The 14,554-nt window shown below is 53.5% G+C and carries 14 protein-coding genes; 9 read left to right on the forward strand and 5 right to left on the reverse strand.

Annotated elements, in window-relative coordinates; genetic code table 11:
• The first annotated feature begins 3 nt into the window (after nt 1–3).
• The 5 genes from QZJ86_RS20100 to QZJ86_RS20120 all read left to right on the forward strand — a co-directional run bounded on the left by QZJ86_RS20100 (nt 4) and on the right by QZJ86_RS20120 (nt 2,578).
• Nucleotides 4–627, forward strand: a complete 624-nt coding sequence (locus tag QZJ86_RS20100; protein ID WP_301935368.1) for a TIGR04282 family arsenosugar biosynthesis glycosyltransferase — start codon at nt 4–6, stop codon at nt 625–627.
• A gap of 177 nt (nt 628–804) precedes the next feature.
• Nucleotides 805–960, forward strand: a complete 156-nt coding sequence (locus QZJ86_RS20105; protein WP_301935369.1) for a hypothetical protein — start codon at nt 805–807, stop codon at nt 958–960.
• 156 nt (nt 961–1,116) lie between these two features.
• Nucleotides 1,117–1,407, forward strand: a complete 291-nt coding sequence (locus QZJ86_RS20110) for a DUF5710 domain-containing protein (RefSeq protein WP_301935370.1) — start codon at nt 1,117–1,119, stop codon at nt 1,405–1,407.
• 40 nt (nt 1,408–1,447) lie between these two features.
• Nucleotides 1,448–1,951 carry a M48 metallopeptidase family protein gene (locus tag QZJ86_RS20115; protein WP_301935371.1) on the forward strand — a complete coding sequence of 168 codons (504 nt, stop codon included), beginning with the start codon at nt 1,448–1,450 and terminating at the stop codon, nt 1,949–1,951.
• Nucleotides 1,952–2,110: 159 nt separating this feature from the next.
• Nucleotides 2,111–2,578 (forward strand): CBS domain-containing protein, encoded by a 468-nt coding sequence (locus QZJ86_RS20120; RefSeq protein ID WP_301935372.1) that lies wholly within the window; start codon nt 2,111–2,113, stop codon nt 2,576–2,578.
• A gap of 144 nt (nt 2,579–2,722) precedes the next feature.
• Here the strand turns inward: QZJ86_RS20120 and QZJ86_RS20125 are convergent, their stop codons facing one another.
• Nucleotides 2,723–2,926, reverse strand: coding sequence for a hypothetical protein (locus QZJ86_RS20125; RefSeq protein ID WP_301935373.1), 204 nt, complete (start codon nt 2,924–2,926; stop codon nt 2,723–2,725).
• 59 nt (nt 2,927–2,985) lie between these two features.
• Here QZJ86_RS20125 and QZJ86_RS20130 point away from each other — a divergent pair, with 59 nt between their 5' ends.
• Nucleotides 2,986–4,200, forward strand: a complete 1,215-nt coding sequence (locus QZJ86_RS20130) for an HD-GYP domain-containing protein (protein WP_301935374.1) — start codon at nt 2,986–2,988, stop codon at nt 4,198–4,200.
• Between the two features lie 38 nt (nt 4,201–4,238).
• On the opposite strand, the gene QZJ86_RS20135 is transcribed toward QZJ86_RS20130, so the two are convergent.
• The 4 genes from QZJ86_RS20135 to QZJ86_RS20150 form a co-directional block, all read right to left on the reverse strand.
• Nucleotides 4,239–5,459 (reverse strand): sialidase family protein, encoded by a 1,221-nt coding sequence (locus tag QZJ86_RS20135; RefSeq protein WP_301935375.1) that lies wholly within the window; start codon nt 5,457–5,459, stop codon nt 4,239–4,241.
• Between the two features lie 114 nt (nt 5,460–5,573).
• Nucleotides 5,574–8,102 (reverse strand): TonB-dependent siderophore receptor, encoded by a 2,529-nt coding sequence (locus QZJ86_RS20140; protein ID WP_301935376.1) that lies wholly within the window; start codon nt 8,100–8,102, stop codon nt 5,574–5,576.
• Between the two features lie 159 nt (nt 8,103–8,261).
• Nucleotides 8,262–9,239: a FecR family protein gene (locus tag QZJ86_RS20145; RefSeq protein WP_301935377.1), complete on the reverse strand. Its 978-nt coding sequence runs from the start codon at nt 9,237–9,239 to the stop codon at nt 8,262–8,264.
• A 71-nt stretch (nt 9,240–9,310) separates the two neighbouring features.
• Nucleotides 9,311–9,823, reverse strand: a complete 513-nt coding sequence (locus QZJ86_RS20150) for an RNA polymerase sigma factor (RefSeq protein ID WP_301935378.1) — start codon at nt 9,821–9,823, stop codon at nt 9,311–9,313.
• 359 nt (nt 9,824–10,182) lie between these two features.
• Here QZJ86_RS20150 and QZJ86_RS20155 point away from each other — a divergent pair, with 359 nt between their 5' ends.
• The 3 genes from QZJ86_RS20155 (at nt 10,183) to QZJ86_RS20165 (ending at nt 14,392) form a co-directional block, all read left to right on the forward strand.
• Nucleotides 10,183–10,707 (forward strand): RNA polymerase sigma factor, encoded by a 525-nt coding sequence (locus QZJ86_RS20155; RefSeq protein ID WP_301935379.1) that lies wholly within the window; start codon nt 10,183–10,185, stop codon nt 10,705–10,707.
• A gap of 82 nt (nt 10,708–10,789) precedes the next feature.
• Nucleotides 10,790–11,857 (forward strand): FecR family protein, encoded by a 1,068-nt coding sequence (locus QZJ86_RS20160; RefSeq protein WP_301935380.1) that lies wholly within the window; start codon nt 10,790–10,792, stop codon nt 11,855–11,857.
• Between the two features lie 183 nt (nt 11,858–12,040).
• On the forward strand, nt 12,041–14,392 hold the full coding sequence (locus QZJ86_RS20165; protein WP_301935381.1) for a TonB-dependent receptor domain-containing protein: 2,352 nt from the start codon (nt 12,041–12,043) through the stop codon (nt 14,390–14,392).
• Nucleotides 14,393–14,554 lie beyond the last annotated feature (162 nt).

Raw genomic sequence — 14,554 nt, forward strand, 5'->3', positions numbered from 1 at the left:
AACATGAGCGTTCTGTTTCCCGACTGCGTGCTGCTCATTTTTTGTAAAGCACCGCAACCAGGTCAAGTCAAAACCCGCTTGCAACCGGCGTTGACCGCCGAACAGGCCATGGCCGCGCATATGGTACTAACGCGCTTCACCCTGGATCGGGCCTTTCGGCAAGCCCTGTGCGACGTACGGTTATATTGTGCGCCGGATACTGAGCATGACTTTTTTCAACAATGCGCGGCAGATTACCCGCTGACCTTGCACTTGCAATCCGGCGCCGGTTTGGGCGAAAGAATGCATGCGGCTTTTGTCGAGGCATTGCGAGATTATCGGCATGCCGTATTGATAGGTTGCGATTGCCCCAGTCTGACCGGCGCAGATTTACAGCAGGCTTTTGAAGTGTTGAGCCACGGCGCTGATTTAGTGCTCGGACCTGCCGAAGATGGCGGCTATGTATTGATCGGCATGAACCAGCCTCAACCCGGATTATTTGCGAACATGCCATGGGGCAGTGATGCCGTGATGGCAGAAACCCGGCTTCGGTCAACAGCAGCCGGGCTTAAGCTGCATCAGCTTCCCAAACAATGGGATGTCGATACCGTTGAAGATTGGCGCAGATTTCAGACTCCTTGTCGATAAATTGCGTTGCGGTGTTTTGGCGAGTCAATGACTCAACTGCGTAAGCGGCAGCCTACGCGATCCAGGCAACCCCGCATTGTTTCTTTATAGCGATCAATAAATGTCATTTTTGCATTATTGTTAATAAATAAAATCTAGCATATAGTCTAAGTCCGTGAATTACTTCGGGAATCGAAAATGACTAACTTACAAAGAGACATTTTGACGGGCCTAACCTTTGTGACGGGCGTTATCGGCTTTATATCGGGTGAGTTTATTATTTCATCGGCATTATTTGCGGCGACTACCTTCGCCAGCAACATCAATGTGAACCGGAAAAACCACGACAACTGATTTTTTCCGCGCGTTTGGGTTGACCATTTGCAAGGCGCCGAGCCTTTTGAGCCGAGTGTTTTGCCAGCTAAAGCCAGATTATCCGCTTCGCTTGCGTAAGCAATGATTTACAATACCCGGATGCATGAAATCTATTTTGATCCAAGACTGTAGTAAATGGCAGACGCGAAGACTTACCTGAATGTACCCTACGCCGAAAAGGATGCGGCAAAAGCGCTCGGCGCACGCTGGGATGCTGCCAACAAGAAATGGTATGCTCCTGCCAATAAGGACATAGCGCTTTTTGGCAAATGGCAAACCGACGCAGTGGTTTTGGTCGCACCGTCTAAATCCCCACTTAAACCGGCGGCGCAAACGCCTTCCGGCAACGGCGAGGTTGGCGGGACCACCCGATCCAGCGATAAAAACTTCATCGCCTATGATGGCAACGAGCCACCATGGGATTAAACATCCGGCTTGTGCAAATCTTTGCGTTCGGCACCCGCCAATGCGCCCTCTAAAATACCTTGCCGGCTATGCGCCCAACATCACCGGGCAAGTGCACCGGCTTATCGATAGCGATAAACTGGCTGCGGTACTGCTGAAAAAATACCCTTCGCCTCATGACATAAAGACCGATAAAGCACTTTACCTTTATGTGATGGACCTTAAAAATCAATTTCTGCGTCAATCCAATCCGCTCAGCAAAGTCGTTTACGACGACAAAATCGATGTGTTGCATCAGGCCTTGGGATTACATTCGATTGTATCCAGGGTTCAGGGCAGCAATTTAAAATCGAAAAATGAAATCCGCATCGGATCGATCTTTAAAATTGCGCCAGCCGAATTCTTAAAAATGATCGTCGTGCACGAACTGGCGCATTTGCGGGAGAAACAGCACAACAAGGCCTTTTATAAACTATGCGAGCACATGGAGCCGGATTACCACCAATTGGAGTTCGATATGCGGCTTTATCTGACTTACCTTGATTTGGGCGGAACGCTTTATTAGGCCGATGCCGACTGAAAACCTGGCCTGCGCCAGCCTTATCAGCAATTTCCCCAAAAATTGAATACGCGGTTTTATATTGCTTGATTTTGCCCGGCGATAGTTCGACTATGACGTCAGAATTTACTTACTTTCTTACAGCCATTTTTATGGGAGAACACCATGCATGTCGCAGAGTTGATGACTACCAAAGTATTTACCGTGGAGCCACACGATCTGATCGATCGGGTGTTTTTTTTAATTCATTACGAGAAAATTCGTCATCTACCCGTGGTCGAAAAGGGCAAACTGGTCGGTATCGTCTCCGATCGTGATTTGTACAAGGCCTTGGGACCCAAAAGCAATTCCAACGCGGTGGAGACCAGTAAGGACAACACGCAACTGCATGTCGTCTCGCAAAAAGTCGTCCATATCATGCATCGCGGCGTTTACACCGTCACCCCGGAAACGCCCGCATCGGAAGCGGCGGCGATGATGGCCGAACATCGGGTCGGTGCGCTACCCGTGGTGGAAAAGGACAAATTGGTAGGTATTTTGTCAGCCACCGATATCCTCAGGGTATTTGCCAAGTTGGAACGCGCACACGAAAATTTGGAAAAACAGATCAAAGAAGGCGCCGCACACGGCTAAAGGCCGACCTTAAATCGATCGCTACCATCAACCAGTTCGACGCGATCGTTTTGTTGATCGGAACAAATAAATTCAAAACCGATGCCGCCGGCTTATTGCCCATGTTAAAGGACGATAAGCCGGCGTTGTAGTCGGTTTCGGGGGTTAACTATCGCCGACAACGCCGGCGAATCGATCAAGCTCATCAAGCTCCGCGCCACCGATGTCGAAGGCGAGGCGAGCTATCAAATCGCCGTTCATGCCGATAAAAGCGCCGAACGTTTCCGGGTTTAATTTTTCGAAACTCGAGATCGGGTCGGTAGCCACCATTGCCCGGCGCTTATAGACCGGAAGAATCCCGTAGGGCACAATAAAGCCTATATAGAAAACTTATTGCCTCCTTTCCCATATCGGCAGCAAACAGACTGATGATCAAAAAAATCGATGTTTCCGAGCTTTGCCCCGACATGTACATCCATGACCTCAATTGCGGCTGGATGGAACACACGTTTTTGCGCAACAGTTTTTTGGTGAAAAATAGCAGCGAGATCGAAAAAATAATCGCTGCCGGCATACGCTACGTTTACATCGATACCAGTCGCGGACTGGATATGCCGGAAGCGCTCAGCGCCGAAGAAGTGCATCAACAGTTGGAAGCCAAAATGCAGAGCCTGGGCCAAAGCCTGACACCCACCGCTCCGAAACAGGTGGCCATGCCGGAAGAGCTGGTCAAGGCCCGGCGCATCTTTAGCGAAGCCAGCGCCATCGTGAATACCGTTCTGCTCGATTGCCGGATGGGCAAACAAGTCGAAGTAGAAAAACTGGAACCCATCATTGCCTCCATTACCGGCTCGATTTTTCGTAACCCCGACGCCATCGTCAGCCTGCTGAAAATCAAACAGGCCGACAAATATACGTTTCAGCATTCGGTTGCGGTCAGCACGCTGTTGATTAGTTTCTGTCGGGCGATGGAGATCGATCGAGCCAGCATCGAACTGGTCGGCATAGGCGGATTGTTGCACGACATCGGCAAAATGAAAGTGCCGGAGCAGATTTTGAACAAACCCGGCAAGCTCAGCGAAACCGAGTTCGCCATCATGAAAAAGCATGTCGATTACGGTTGCACGCTTTTGGAAAATACCCCCGACTTATCGCCGATTTCGATCAGCATCGCCGCCGAACATCACGAGCGGCATGACGGCAGCGGCTATCCTTTGGGAATCAAAGGGGACGCCATCAGCCTCTATGGCCAGATGGCCGCTATCGTCGATGTTTATGATGCACTGACCTCCAATCGCGTTTATCACAGCGGCATGGAGCCAACGGAAGTGCTAAAGAAGATGCTGGAATGGAGCGAACATCACTTCAATACGCCGCTGGTCCACCATTTCATCCGCACCATCGGCATTTATCCGGTCGGCACCCTGGTGCGTCTGGAAAGCGGTTATTTGGCGGTCGTGGTCGAGCAAAATCATGATGATTTGCTGCACCCCAAAGTCAGGTTGATCTTCAACAGCAAGACGCATAGCTACATTCCGCCTCGGGATTGCGACTTATCCAAAGCCGACGGCATAGACCGAATCGTCACATTTGAAGCGCCCTCGCGCTGGCGTATCGATCCGGCTCGGCATCTTTTAGTCTGAACGATCCGAATATTGGCTACAGTCGATAACCAATATCCCTACTCGACGGTTAAAGCCATCAGTCTCACTTTTTTATGTACCGGATCGGTCCAAGCCACATAGGCTTCTTTTCCCACGCGGACCATGCCCAGATATTTGCTGGGCCATTTCGGAAAGCCCCCTCGATAAACCGTGGTTTGCCGGCTAACCAAACCGCTTTTTGTCACCTTGGCAACCCGTAGCTCATCTTCTGGCCCATTGCGGCCGCGCCAGCTGACCAGAGCGGAACCGTCGTCCAGCATCAGAGCATTCGCATAACCGCTGGCATTGGCATCCAGTTCGATAGGCAGCTCAAAATGCGCGCCGCCGTCGTTGGAGAAAGCCGTTTTTACCCGACCTTTGCCGTCAGCGGCGGTAAACCAGGCGACGACTGTGCCGTGCGTCGCCATATCGACGGACTGCCCGTTACTGGGACAGCCGCCGATCACCCAGCCGTCGGCATGAACGCCGGCGATTCGCGGATTGCCGGCTGCTTGCCAGCGCACCGCGCTGATGTCACGGATTTCGCCGGCGGCATGGTCGCGATAGACCGTCACCAGCTGTTCGCCCTGCGCGTCGGTAAAGCTGCGGCAGCAGGAGCAGACATCGTTATCCAGAATAATCTCCGGGCTGGCGCGCCAGTTTTTGTCGACCACGGTCGCCATTAATTGGAATCGGTTGTCTTGTTTGTGCTCGGGACCATGGCCGGCGTTGCGCATGTCGGTCCAGACCAATGCTATCCTGGTATCCGGCAGGGCGGCCAAAGACATTTGTGCGTCGTAGATGCGCGCGGCATCGGCGTAGGGTTTTAATGGCGTACTCCAAGTTAGGCCGCCGTCGATCGATCTGGCCAGATAGATGTCCGCCGCGTAGCGGTCCGGCGCATCCTTGATATACGGCATCCAGGCCGCCGCCAGGCTGCCGTCGCTGAGCCCCAGCACCACCGGCGGATCGGCCAACTTACCGTCCACCTTGACCACGGTTAACGGCAGCGACCAGCCCTGTTTTTCCAGAATGGTGAACTTGGCGGTACTGGTTTCACCGTCGGCTTCCACCCAACTGACGATTAACTGCCCGTCTGCTGTTTGCGCGAGATGGTGTTGCTGGCTGATGCCGGTGGTCGGTAAGGATAATTCTCGCGCCGAAAACGGATGCGGCGGCTTGGCAAATGAAGCCTGGCCGTGCAAGCCGCATAGAAAAAGTCCGGCGACAAGTTTGGATAAAATTCCGATATTATTCATCGATTGACCTTGGGTCGGGTGAAAAAACTCATCTGATAATTTGGCTTAACAGTAATGCGGTTATGGATGGAAATGCCTGCCCCCAGTCGGGATGAGGGCAGGCTGCTATGCCGATTAGTATTCCACCCGAATCGAGCCTATCGCCGTGACCGGTGCGCCGGGATAGACACCCAAGGCCGGGGCAACGTTGGAATCGGGATCGGTGGATTCGTAGTAGCGTTTATCCAGCAGATTGCGAATATTGAATTGCGCGGTGACCCGCGATCCACCGACTTTCTGCTTGTAAGCCACGAAGGCATCCATCCTGACATAACCCGGCATCTGAAAGGTATTGGTGTTATCCCCCTCGCGCGCGCCGGCGGCAACGCCACCAACGCCTGCGCTGAAACCATCCCGAGCCGCATAGCCGTTCATGTCGTACTTGAGCCATAGGCTGCCGGAATGCTCCGGCACGTTGTTCAGGCGATTGCCTTGGGTGCCGCCGCTGTAATCCTTGATGATGCGCGCGTCGGTAAAGGCATAGCTGCCGATCAGGCTGAAATGGTTGCTGAGATAGCCGGTCATATCCAGCTCTATGCCCTGGCTGCGTTGCAGGTTGGCGATTTTGTCGAAAGGATCGGCTGTACTCAGATCGTTGACCAGAATGTTGTCCTTGCTCAAATGATAATAGGCCAAGGTAGCCAGCAGCCGCTGATCGAACAACTGGGTCTTGATGCCCGCCTCGAATTGCTCGCCAATTTGCGGATCGAAGGTCTTACCATCGGCGGATGGCGCATTGTTGGCGCCGAACGAGGTAGTCCAGTTGCCGTACAGGCTCAGTTCATCCATCGCTTCGTAGAGTATTCCCACTTTCGGACTGAAACCTTGATCTTCCTTTTTGAACTCGTTCACTCGCCCGGCGGCGTCGGAAAAATTAAAGCCATTACCGCGGCCGGTTTCGGTCCAGTCGTAACGGCCGCCGCCCATGATGTGTAACTTGTCCCAGAAAGTGGTTTGGTCTTGAAAATAAACCCCATACCAGCTGTTGAAGAGCTTGGCGCGATTGCCAATCCCGCCGTTGGCAGGCGAGCCGAAGGTATTGGAAGTCAGCAATGAATTATCGAACGCGGCCCGCGAAATGCCGTAGCTGGGATATGGGTTATAAATATTGATTGCCAGAGCAGGGTCGGCTTCCTTCCATTTGCCGTTGCCGCCATAGGAGTCGAAGCTGCGGTAATAATCAAAGCCAAGCAGCACATCATGCTTGAGGTCGCCGGTGCGAAATTTGCCGGTGAGGTCCAGGTTGGTCGCGTAATGCTCCTGCTCGCTGGTTTGTTGAAAGATATTGCGCTGCATCAGTCCGGTGGTTTGATTCAACGCCGCAGCGGCATTGAACGCTGGCGCCGGATTGACGAACGTGGTCGTACCGTCCGATAGGCTGGCCAGGAAGCGGTTGTGTATCGCCCAGTCGTCATTGAAGCGATGATTGATTTCGGAACCGATTTTGACGCTGGATTGTTCGCCGAGCGGCGTGTTCGGATCGCCCAGATTGCGGCTGATTGGAATCGCCGCGGGACGGTTACCGATGAAGGGGATGCCAAAATCGGCCGGCGCGGTTTTTTCGGTGCCTTCGATATCGATCGTTACGTCGGTGGCAGCGCTGGGCAGCCAGGTAATGCTGGGGTTGAATACCATCCGGTCCACGGATACGAAATCCCGGAACGAATCATTGCTTTGATAGGCGCCGGAAAAACGGTATACCAAGGATTTGTCGTCGGTCAGCGGACCGCCGGCATCCCATTGCGTGCGGTACAAATCGTAAGAACCGAACTGCTGCTCCAGAGAATAGTAAGGCGTATCCAGACCTTTTTTGGTGGTGAGGCTGATCAGGCCGCCCGGCTCGGTGCGGCCGTAAAGCTGTGCAGGACCCTTGAGCACTTCGATGTTTTCCAGATTGGCCGAGTCCAGGTCGCCGAAAGTACCTTCGCTCATCAACAAGCCGTTTCGATAAATATTACCGGTTCTGAAGCCGCGAACGATATAGCCGACGCTGCTGCCCAGCGAAGGTTGGGCCCGCACGCCGCTGACGTTTTCCAAGGCATCCTTGACCCGCGAGGATTTCTGATCATCCATCACGGCTCTTGCTATGACCTGAATCGAAGTTGGGGTTTCGATGATGGGCGTATTGGTCTTGGTGGCGGCAAACGCCTTGGTCGTCGCATAGTCCTTGCTGTAAGGGTCAGCGGCATCACTGTACGCGCGATCGCCGGACACGGTTACCGCCGACAGCGTTGAGACATCGGCTTGCGAGTCAGGCGATTTTTGCAATGTTATCGTGCCGTTTGCCGTGGTACGGGTGACGATTCCCGTGCCAATCAACAGCTTTTGCAAGGCTTGCTGTGTGGTGTATTGGCCGGAAACGCCCGGCGATTTAAGGCCGGCCGTCAGGTCGGCCGGATAGCTGAGTTGGATATTGGCGGTATCGGCATAGGCATTCAGCGCGCTGCCCAGCGCTTGCGGCGGGATATTGAAGGCGATGTTTTGCTCGGCGGCGATCACGATGGGCGTACCGAGCGCCGAGATCATAGCCACCGACAAAGGGCAGAGCTTGATGGACATATGCCGGTTGCCGATAGAGGTTTTGCGGGATGAACGAGGTGCCATTAACTTCTCCATTGCTGATATGAAACGTGTCCCTAAACCTTGGGGTTGCAATGGAGACGGGCGACTAGAATTTTTCCTCAGCTTGGACGGAAATTTTTTTATTTGATCGAATTGGCAATGGGCGTGATGGTTATAAAATCGTAGCGATTTTTGGATAAATCAACTTATCACCACCAGCCATGGTGTGATCTTATAAATTCGGATCGGCAAGGTTTGTTGCAGCGACTCCAGCGCCTTGTCGGTATCGGCGATATCGAAACGGCCGCTGATTTTCAGGTTTTTTAAAGATTCATTCTTGATCAGCACACTCCCGCGCCGATAACGACCAAGCTCGGCAACGACTTCGCTTAGCGGCGTATTGTCGAATAAGGCATTGCCTTTCATCCAGGCCGTGGCGCTGTTAAACGACACTTGACGTACTTCGCTGCTGCGCTCGGCATCGACGGTGATGCTGTCATTGGCGTTCAATATCGCCGGATTTTGCCGGTTGCGGCTGACTTCCACCATGCCGCTAACGACCGTGACGCTGTCGCTGCCGGCATCTTCCCTGACGACAAACCGAGTGCCAAGCACCTTGGTATTGCTGTAATGCCCTTCCACCAGAAACGGATGCTGAACATCGCGTTGCACCTCGAAGAAGGCTTCGCCGTGCGTCAGCTGAATCTGGCGTAGACCGTTGCGTAAATTGACGTTGATGGCGCTGGCCGAATTCAGCGTCACCTGGCTGCCATCCGCCAAATGTACGGTCTTGATCTCTCCGACGCCGGTGCAGTAATCGGTCTGCCAGCAGTCTAAGGTCGGCCGATAAACGACAGCAATCAGTACGATACAGGCCGCAATGGCCAGCAACGGTTTCACGATACGCCGGCTACGGGAATACCGCCCTGGCAGCACGGCTTGGGTCTGCGGTGACAATCCGGTCGCGGCGAGTGTCTGGCTAAAATAGATGTCATCCCAAAAGGCGGCGGTGTCATCATAGGCCGGACGATGCGCCGGATTGGCCAGACACCAAACCTGAAACTGCCTGCGTTCCGCCGCCGTTACCGTATCGGCGCGCAGGCGCACAAACCAGGTCATGGCTTGTTCGGCAATGGCGTCCGGGTCGGTTGACGCAGATGAAGAGGCGTTTTCAGTCATGGGGCATTATAAATCGGCAACCGCGCAAAACGGCGGGAATATCGATAAGACGTTTAATGCCCTAAAACACCTCAGTTAGACTGATAAGGACGGCTAGAATGCTCGCCTAAGCGATTGCGGCAATGCATCAAACCCTTGACGATGTGTTTTTCCACCGCGCTTTCGGAAATATCCAGTAGCCGCGCCACCTCCCGATAGCTCATGCCGCGAATCTTGTGGAGAATAAAGATGTCGCGGCTGCGCGGCGATAACTCGTCTATGGCCTGATAGAGTAACGTTCGCCATTGTTGGTCGGCTATCTCGCTTTCCGCGCCTGCATGTTCGGGTTCTTCGTCCAGTTGCGCGACCTGCTGGTGGCGTTCGACGATTTTATGGTGACGTAGATGATCTAGCGCCAGGTTGCTGGCGGTGCGGTATAAGAAGCCGCGCGGATGCTCGATACCAATCGCGGCGCTACGCGTCAGGATGATGTAACTTTCCTGAACCAGATCCTGCGCGGTTTCCGGACATTTGACGATGCGTAGCAAATGATGCAATAACGCCTTGTGGTGCATCTGATACAGCGTACTAATATCCAGGCTCATGCTGCGCGCTTGCTCTATTGCCGTGTGTTGGGAACTAAAAACACAGCCAGATTCATGCCAGCCAAAAGCTTACTTCCTCGCCTAAACCCTGTTCGCGACTGAAAGCCCTGCGGTCCAGGCCGGCGACGCCCCCCTGGCGATAACTATCACGCTTTCAATCCGCACCGAACGCCAACCTGCCGCATTTCATGGCTACGGAAAATAGGCGATATGACGCATTCAATACGGCATATCGCCTAACTTTTCATCGCGACGCTTGCCTACATACCGCTCTAGGTCTGCTCCAAAACCGATAACGACTGCCGTACAGAGTGGCGTTGGCTTGCTGGTCTGCAATTTGCTGAAGAGTCGATTCTTGAATGTCTTTATTCCCGCGGATGACCACCACCGGCAAACACCATTTGTTGACAGCTTTTTTAAGTCATCAACACGAACTGCTGCAATTTTTGACTTATAAAGTCAGTTGCGCGGAAACGGCCGCCGATTTGATTCAAGAGACTTATCTGCGCGTGGCCCGCCACCCCGGCGATGGCGAGATCGTCAACCTGCGCGCCTTCGTGTTCCGGATTGCCGATAATCTAGCTTTGGATCATTTACGCAGCATGACCCGACGCGATAAGCGCGACGGCGGCTCGCTCAGCGAGGAAATTGTTTGTCAGCAAGCGGAACCCGACCGCATCCTGGCCGGGCAACAACAAATGGAATTGTTCGAAAACTTTATATACGCGTTACCGCCGCAGTGCCGCACCGTGTTTTTGCTATGTCGAGTGGACGGCAAAAGTTACTCGGAAATTGCCGCCGAGTTGAATATTTCACCGCGCACGGTGGAAAGTCACATGCACAAGGCCTTGAAACTGCTGAAACAACGCATCGAATTGTGTTGATTCACCCCCTATGAATCATCTTACCCAGCTGTTTAAAACGTGGCATCATGGCTGCTCGCGCTTAATGGTTTGATCTTTTTTCATGTCCCAGCAGCAGCCCAGCCCAACATCATCCACGTCGGTTTCCGATCAGGCCAGCGCCTGGTTTGTCCGCTTGCAGGCCGACGATGTCAGCCATGCAGAGCGCAGTCATTTTCAGGCTTGGTATCGGGCTGATCCGCAAAACGCCAATGCCTATGAGAGCACTCGCAAATTGTGGAGTGTGTTGCAATTGCCGGCCGAGCGGGTGCAGGAACGTTTAAAGACCGAAACGCCGGCATCCACCGATCCGAAAGGGAACGATCTTGCGAAACTGAACCCAGAACCAAATCCTCTCTTTCCTCATCGTTTAAAACCCGCGCTTACCCATCAAGCCAAATGCTCGGCCAGCAGGCGAGGACGATTTACCCGGCGTATTGCGACCCTAGCCTGTCTGAGTTTATTGTGGCTATCGATAACCTGGTATTTACCGGCACAGTTGCAAAATTGGCAAAGCGATTACCATACCGCTCCCGGCCAGCAACTTAAGGTCAGCCTGGCAGACGGCTCGCGGTTGACACTAAATACCGATACTGCTTTGGTGATTTCTTTTACCCCCCAGCAGCGCCGTATCGAATTGCTACGCGGCGAAGCGTATTTCGAGGTGGCCTCCAACAAGGCCCGGCCTTTTATCGTCGACGGTGGCCGCGCCGACGCTCGCGCCGTGGGCACCGCGTTCAGCGTGGCAAAACGGGCTGACGATTTACGGGTTTCGGTCAATGAAGGCACGGTTGAAGTGAGTGCAGACAGCGCATCGACATTGGTAAATGCCGGTCGGCAAGTCGATTACCGGGATGGCCAAATTCAGGCCGTACATAAAGTCGATAGCGACGATGCCTTCGCCTGGCGTCGCGGCCAGGTCGTTTTCGCGCGTCAGCCATTGGCTGAAGTGCTTGCGGAAGTCAATCGCTATCGCAATGGCCGTATCGTCGCCGTCAAACCGGTCCTGGCGGAACGCATCGTCAGCGGTGTGTTCAACATCGGCGATGCCGATGCCGTGGTGGATGCGCTGAAAGCCACGCTGCATGCGCAAACAGTCAACGTGCCGGGCGGCTTGGTGTTGTTGTATTGAGTGAGATGCTCGAATAAAGACGAAAGCTGAAATTTCGCCTTTCGCCTTTCGCCTTTCGCCTTTCGCCTTTCGCCTTTCGCCTTTCGCCTTTCGCCTAAAATTATTTTCCTTGCCGCTAAGGGTAAGCTCAGGACCGCATCGTCTTGGTTGATGACACTGTTCATCAATCAAGGAGAATGACCGATGCATTTCCCGATCACAGGCCGTTTAATGCTGCTGGCGGCCGCCGGCTTGCTGGCTCCCGCGATTACCCTCGCGGGCGAGCAGGCTACCATCACTTTCAACATTCCCGCTCAATCGTTGGCCGGCGCGCTGACCCGCTTCTCCGCCACCACCGGCTTGCAGGTATTGTACGAAAGCGACATCGACGAACAAATTCAAACGCCCGAACTGAAAGGCAGTTACACGGCGGAACAGGCTTTGCGAAAACTACTGCATGGCTCCGGCTTGAATTACCGTTACAGCAATGACAAGACAGTGACACTGGAAAAAGCGCCTGATATCGGGCCGCAATCCGGCGCTACCACGTTACCGGCTATGACGGTGATCGGACAAACCGTTGGTGTAGATAGCCCCAGCTTAACCACGCCATCCATTCAAGAATCACAAGCCAAACTGAATCGTGTGTCCGGTGGAACGACGGTGATTAATGGCGAACGGATCACGGAAGGCGCGCCATTGTCGGTCAGCGATGCCTTGGCGACGGCGCCGGGTGTTTATGTGGGCGATATTAGCGCTGGTGCGACCGGCGGATCGCGCATCTCCATCCGCGGTTCGGACGGCAATTCCGATATTTCGCCGATTCGCGGGATCAAAGTCCTGCGCAACGGCATGCCGTTTACCCACGCCAACGGCACTTTCGATGTCGAGGCGCTCAATCTTTACGCCATCGATCATATAGAGGTTTATCGCGGTGCCAATGCCTTGGAATATGGCGGCAGCAATCTAGGCGGCGCCATCAATTACATCACGCCGACCGGATATACCGCCGATCCGCTGAAAATCGGGATTGTCGGGGGGACTAACGATTATTACCGCCCGTATTTCAGCGGCGGCAAAGCGTTTGAAAACGGCCTGGATGTTTTCGGCACGTTTTCCTACGTCAATACCGATACGCCCCGGGAAAACAATCATCAAGAGCAGTTTTTGGGACATGGCAATATCGGCTATCGCTGGAACGAAAATCACGAAACCCGTTTGTATTTCGATGCGCAAAACCATAATTTTTTATGGCCGGCATCGCTGAGCAAGCGGCAAATCGACCAAAATCCGCAACAAAACGCCAACGATTGGTCCCTGCCTAACGGCTTTTCATCCTACCGCTTCGATCTGAAACATTCGGTAAAATTGAATGGCGGCGACCGCTTCGATATCGGCACTTATTATTCGATCAATAACTATCGTTACGACTATACCGATAGCGGCAATCATGACCAGTGGCAGGATGTCGGCTTCAATTGGCGGCATGAACTCAACGGTCAATTATTGGGTTTAAAAAACCGGGTGATATGGGGTGGTCTAACCCAATGGCAATTTATCAACGATAAAAACTACGGCGTCGTTGGCAGGCAGCTTGGACCGTTGTTGACGGCGGAGCGCGACCGCTGGCTGAATGTCGAAGCTTTTATGGAAGATCAATTGAGTTTGACCGACGCGTTTACCTTGATAGCCGGCATTCAATTAAATTATCGCGACGTGAATTACGAGCGTTACGAGGGCTATGTAGCCAGTGCCGCCAGACCCAGCAATCAGGCCAATCAAGATTTTTTCACAGCCAATCCTAAACTGGGCTTTACCTGGCAAGCCACCGACGAAGCGCAAATTTACGGCAATGTCAGCCGCAGCTCCGAACCGCCAAAAATGGCCGATCTTGCCAATATTTATCTCCAACCCGAGAGAAATCTGCAAACCGCCAGCACCGTGGAAATCGGCACGCGCGGGCAAGCCCAGCGCTTGAAATGGGACTTGGCTTTTTACCAGGCATGGGTCAACAACGAGTACTTGATTGTTTCCAATCCCAGAAATCCAACGGCGTTTTCCTCCACCAACGCTGATAGTACGACGCTGCATCGCGGTGTCGAACTCGGCTTGGAAACCACTTTGCCGCTAAATCTGGTGGCATCCGGCGACAACCTGCGACTCAGCGGAAACTACACATGGAATGATTTTACGTTTGACAACGACCCCGCGCTTGGCAATAACCGCTTGCCCGGCATACCTAAGCACAATGCCTTCGTCGAAGCGCTTTACCAGCATCCCAGCGGCTTTTACATCGGCCCCAACGCCCGCATCGTCAGTTCCAATTATGCGGACTTCGCCAACACCCTGGCCGCCAAGCCCTATGCATTGTTGGGTGCGCGGATGGGATGGGACGACGGCAAACATTGGAAGTTGTTCGTCGATGGCAGAAATTTGACCGACGAACATTATGCGTCCTCGGTTTGGGTACTAGGCAATGCTGGCGGCGCCGATTTGGAGCAGTTCAATCCCGGCGCAACCCGCTCGGTGTTTGGTGGCGTGGAATACCGATTCTGATATTTTCTTAGTCATTGGCTTGGATAGGTGCCGTAGCCGCTGAAACGGCCACGTCGCCTATCTTCTGGGTTGCGGAGCATTACGACTCCAGCCACCAACTTGCCTGCGAGATACCAAGCCGGGATGGGAAGTTTCTATTTTGAAGCAGGAACTGGTGTGGCA

It is taken from the genome of Methylomonas montana (assembly GCF_030490285.1).
Classification (GTDB): Bacteria; Pseudomonadota; Gammaproteobacteria; order Methylococcales; family Methylomonadaceae; genus Methylomonas; species Methylomonas montana.

Excerpts from the sequence above, each read along its gene's own strand:
- QZJ86_RS20100 (WP_301935368.1), top strand. The coding sequence starts at position 4 with ATGAGCGTTCTGTTTCCCGACTGCGTGCTGCTCATTTTTTGTAAAGCA.
- QZJ86_RS20105 (WP_301935369.1), top strand. The coding sequence starts at position 805 with ATGACTAACTTACAAAGAGACATTTTGACGGGCCTAACCTTTGTGACG.
- QZJ86_RS20110 (WP_301935370.1), top strand. The coding sequence starts at position 1,117 with ATGGCAGACGCGAAGACTTACCTGAATGTACCCTACGCCGAAAAGGAT.
- QZJ86_RS20115 (WP_301935371.1), top strand. The coding sequence starts at position 1,448 with ATGCGCCCTCTAAAATACCTTGCCGGCTATGCGCCCAACATCACCGGG.
- QZJ86_RS20120 (WP_301935372.1), top strand. The coding sequence starts at position 2,111 with ATGCATGTCGCAGAGTTGATGACTACCAAAGTATTTACCGTGGAGCCA.
- QZJ86_RS20130 (WP_301935374.1), top strand. The coding sequence starts at position 2,986 with ATGATCAAAAAAATCGATGTTTCCGAGCTTTGCCCCGACATGTACATC.
- QZJ86_RS20135 (WP_301935375.1), bottom strand. The coding sequence starts at position 5,459 with ATGAATAATATCGGAATTTTATCCAAACTTGTCGCCGGACTTTTTCTA.
- QZJ86_RS20140 (WP_301935376.1), bottom strand. The coding sequence starts at position 8,102 with ATGGCACCTCGTTCATCCCGCAAAACCTCTATCGGCAACCGGCATATG.
- QZJ86_RS20145 (WP_301935377.1), bottom strand. The coding sequence starts at position 9,239 with ATGACTGAAAACGCCTCTTCATCTGCGTCAACCGACCCGGACGCCATT.
- QZJ86_RS20150 (WP_301935378.1), bottom strand. The coding sequence starts at position 9,823 with ATGAGCCTGGATATTAGTACGCTGTATCAGATGCACCACAAGGCGTTA.
- QZJ86_RS20155 (WP_301935379.1), top strand. The coding sequence starts at position 10,183 with ATGTCTTTATTCCCGCGGATGACCACCACCGGCAAACACCATTTGTTG.
- QZJ86_RS20160 (WP_301935380.1), top strand. The coding sequence starts at position 10,790 with ATGTCCCAGCAGCAGCCCAGCCCAACATCATCCACGTCGGTTTCCGAT.
- QZJ86_RS20165 (WP_301935381.1), top strand. The coding sequence starts at position 12,041 with ATGCATTTCCCGATCACAGGCCGTTTAATGCTGCTGGCGGCCGCCGGC.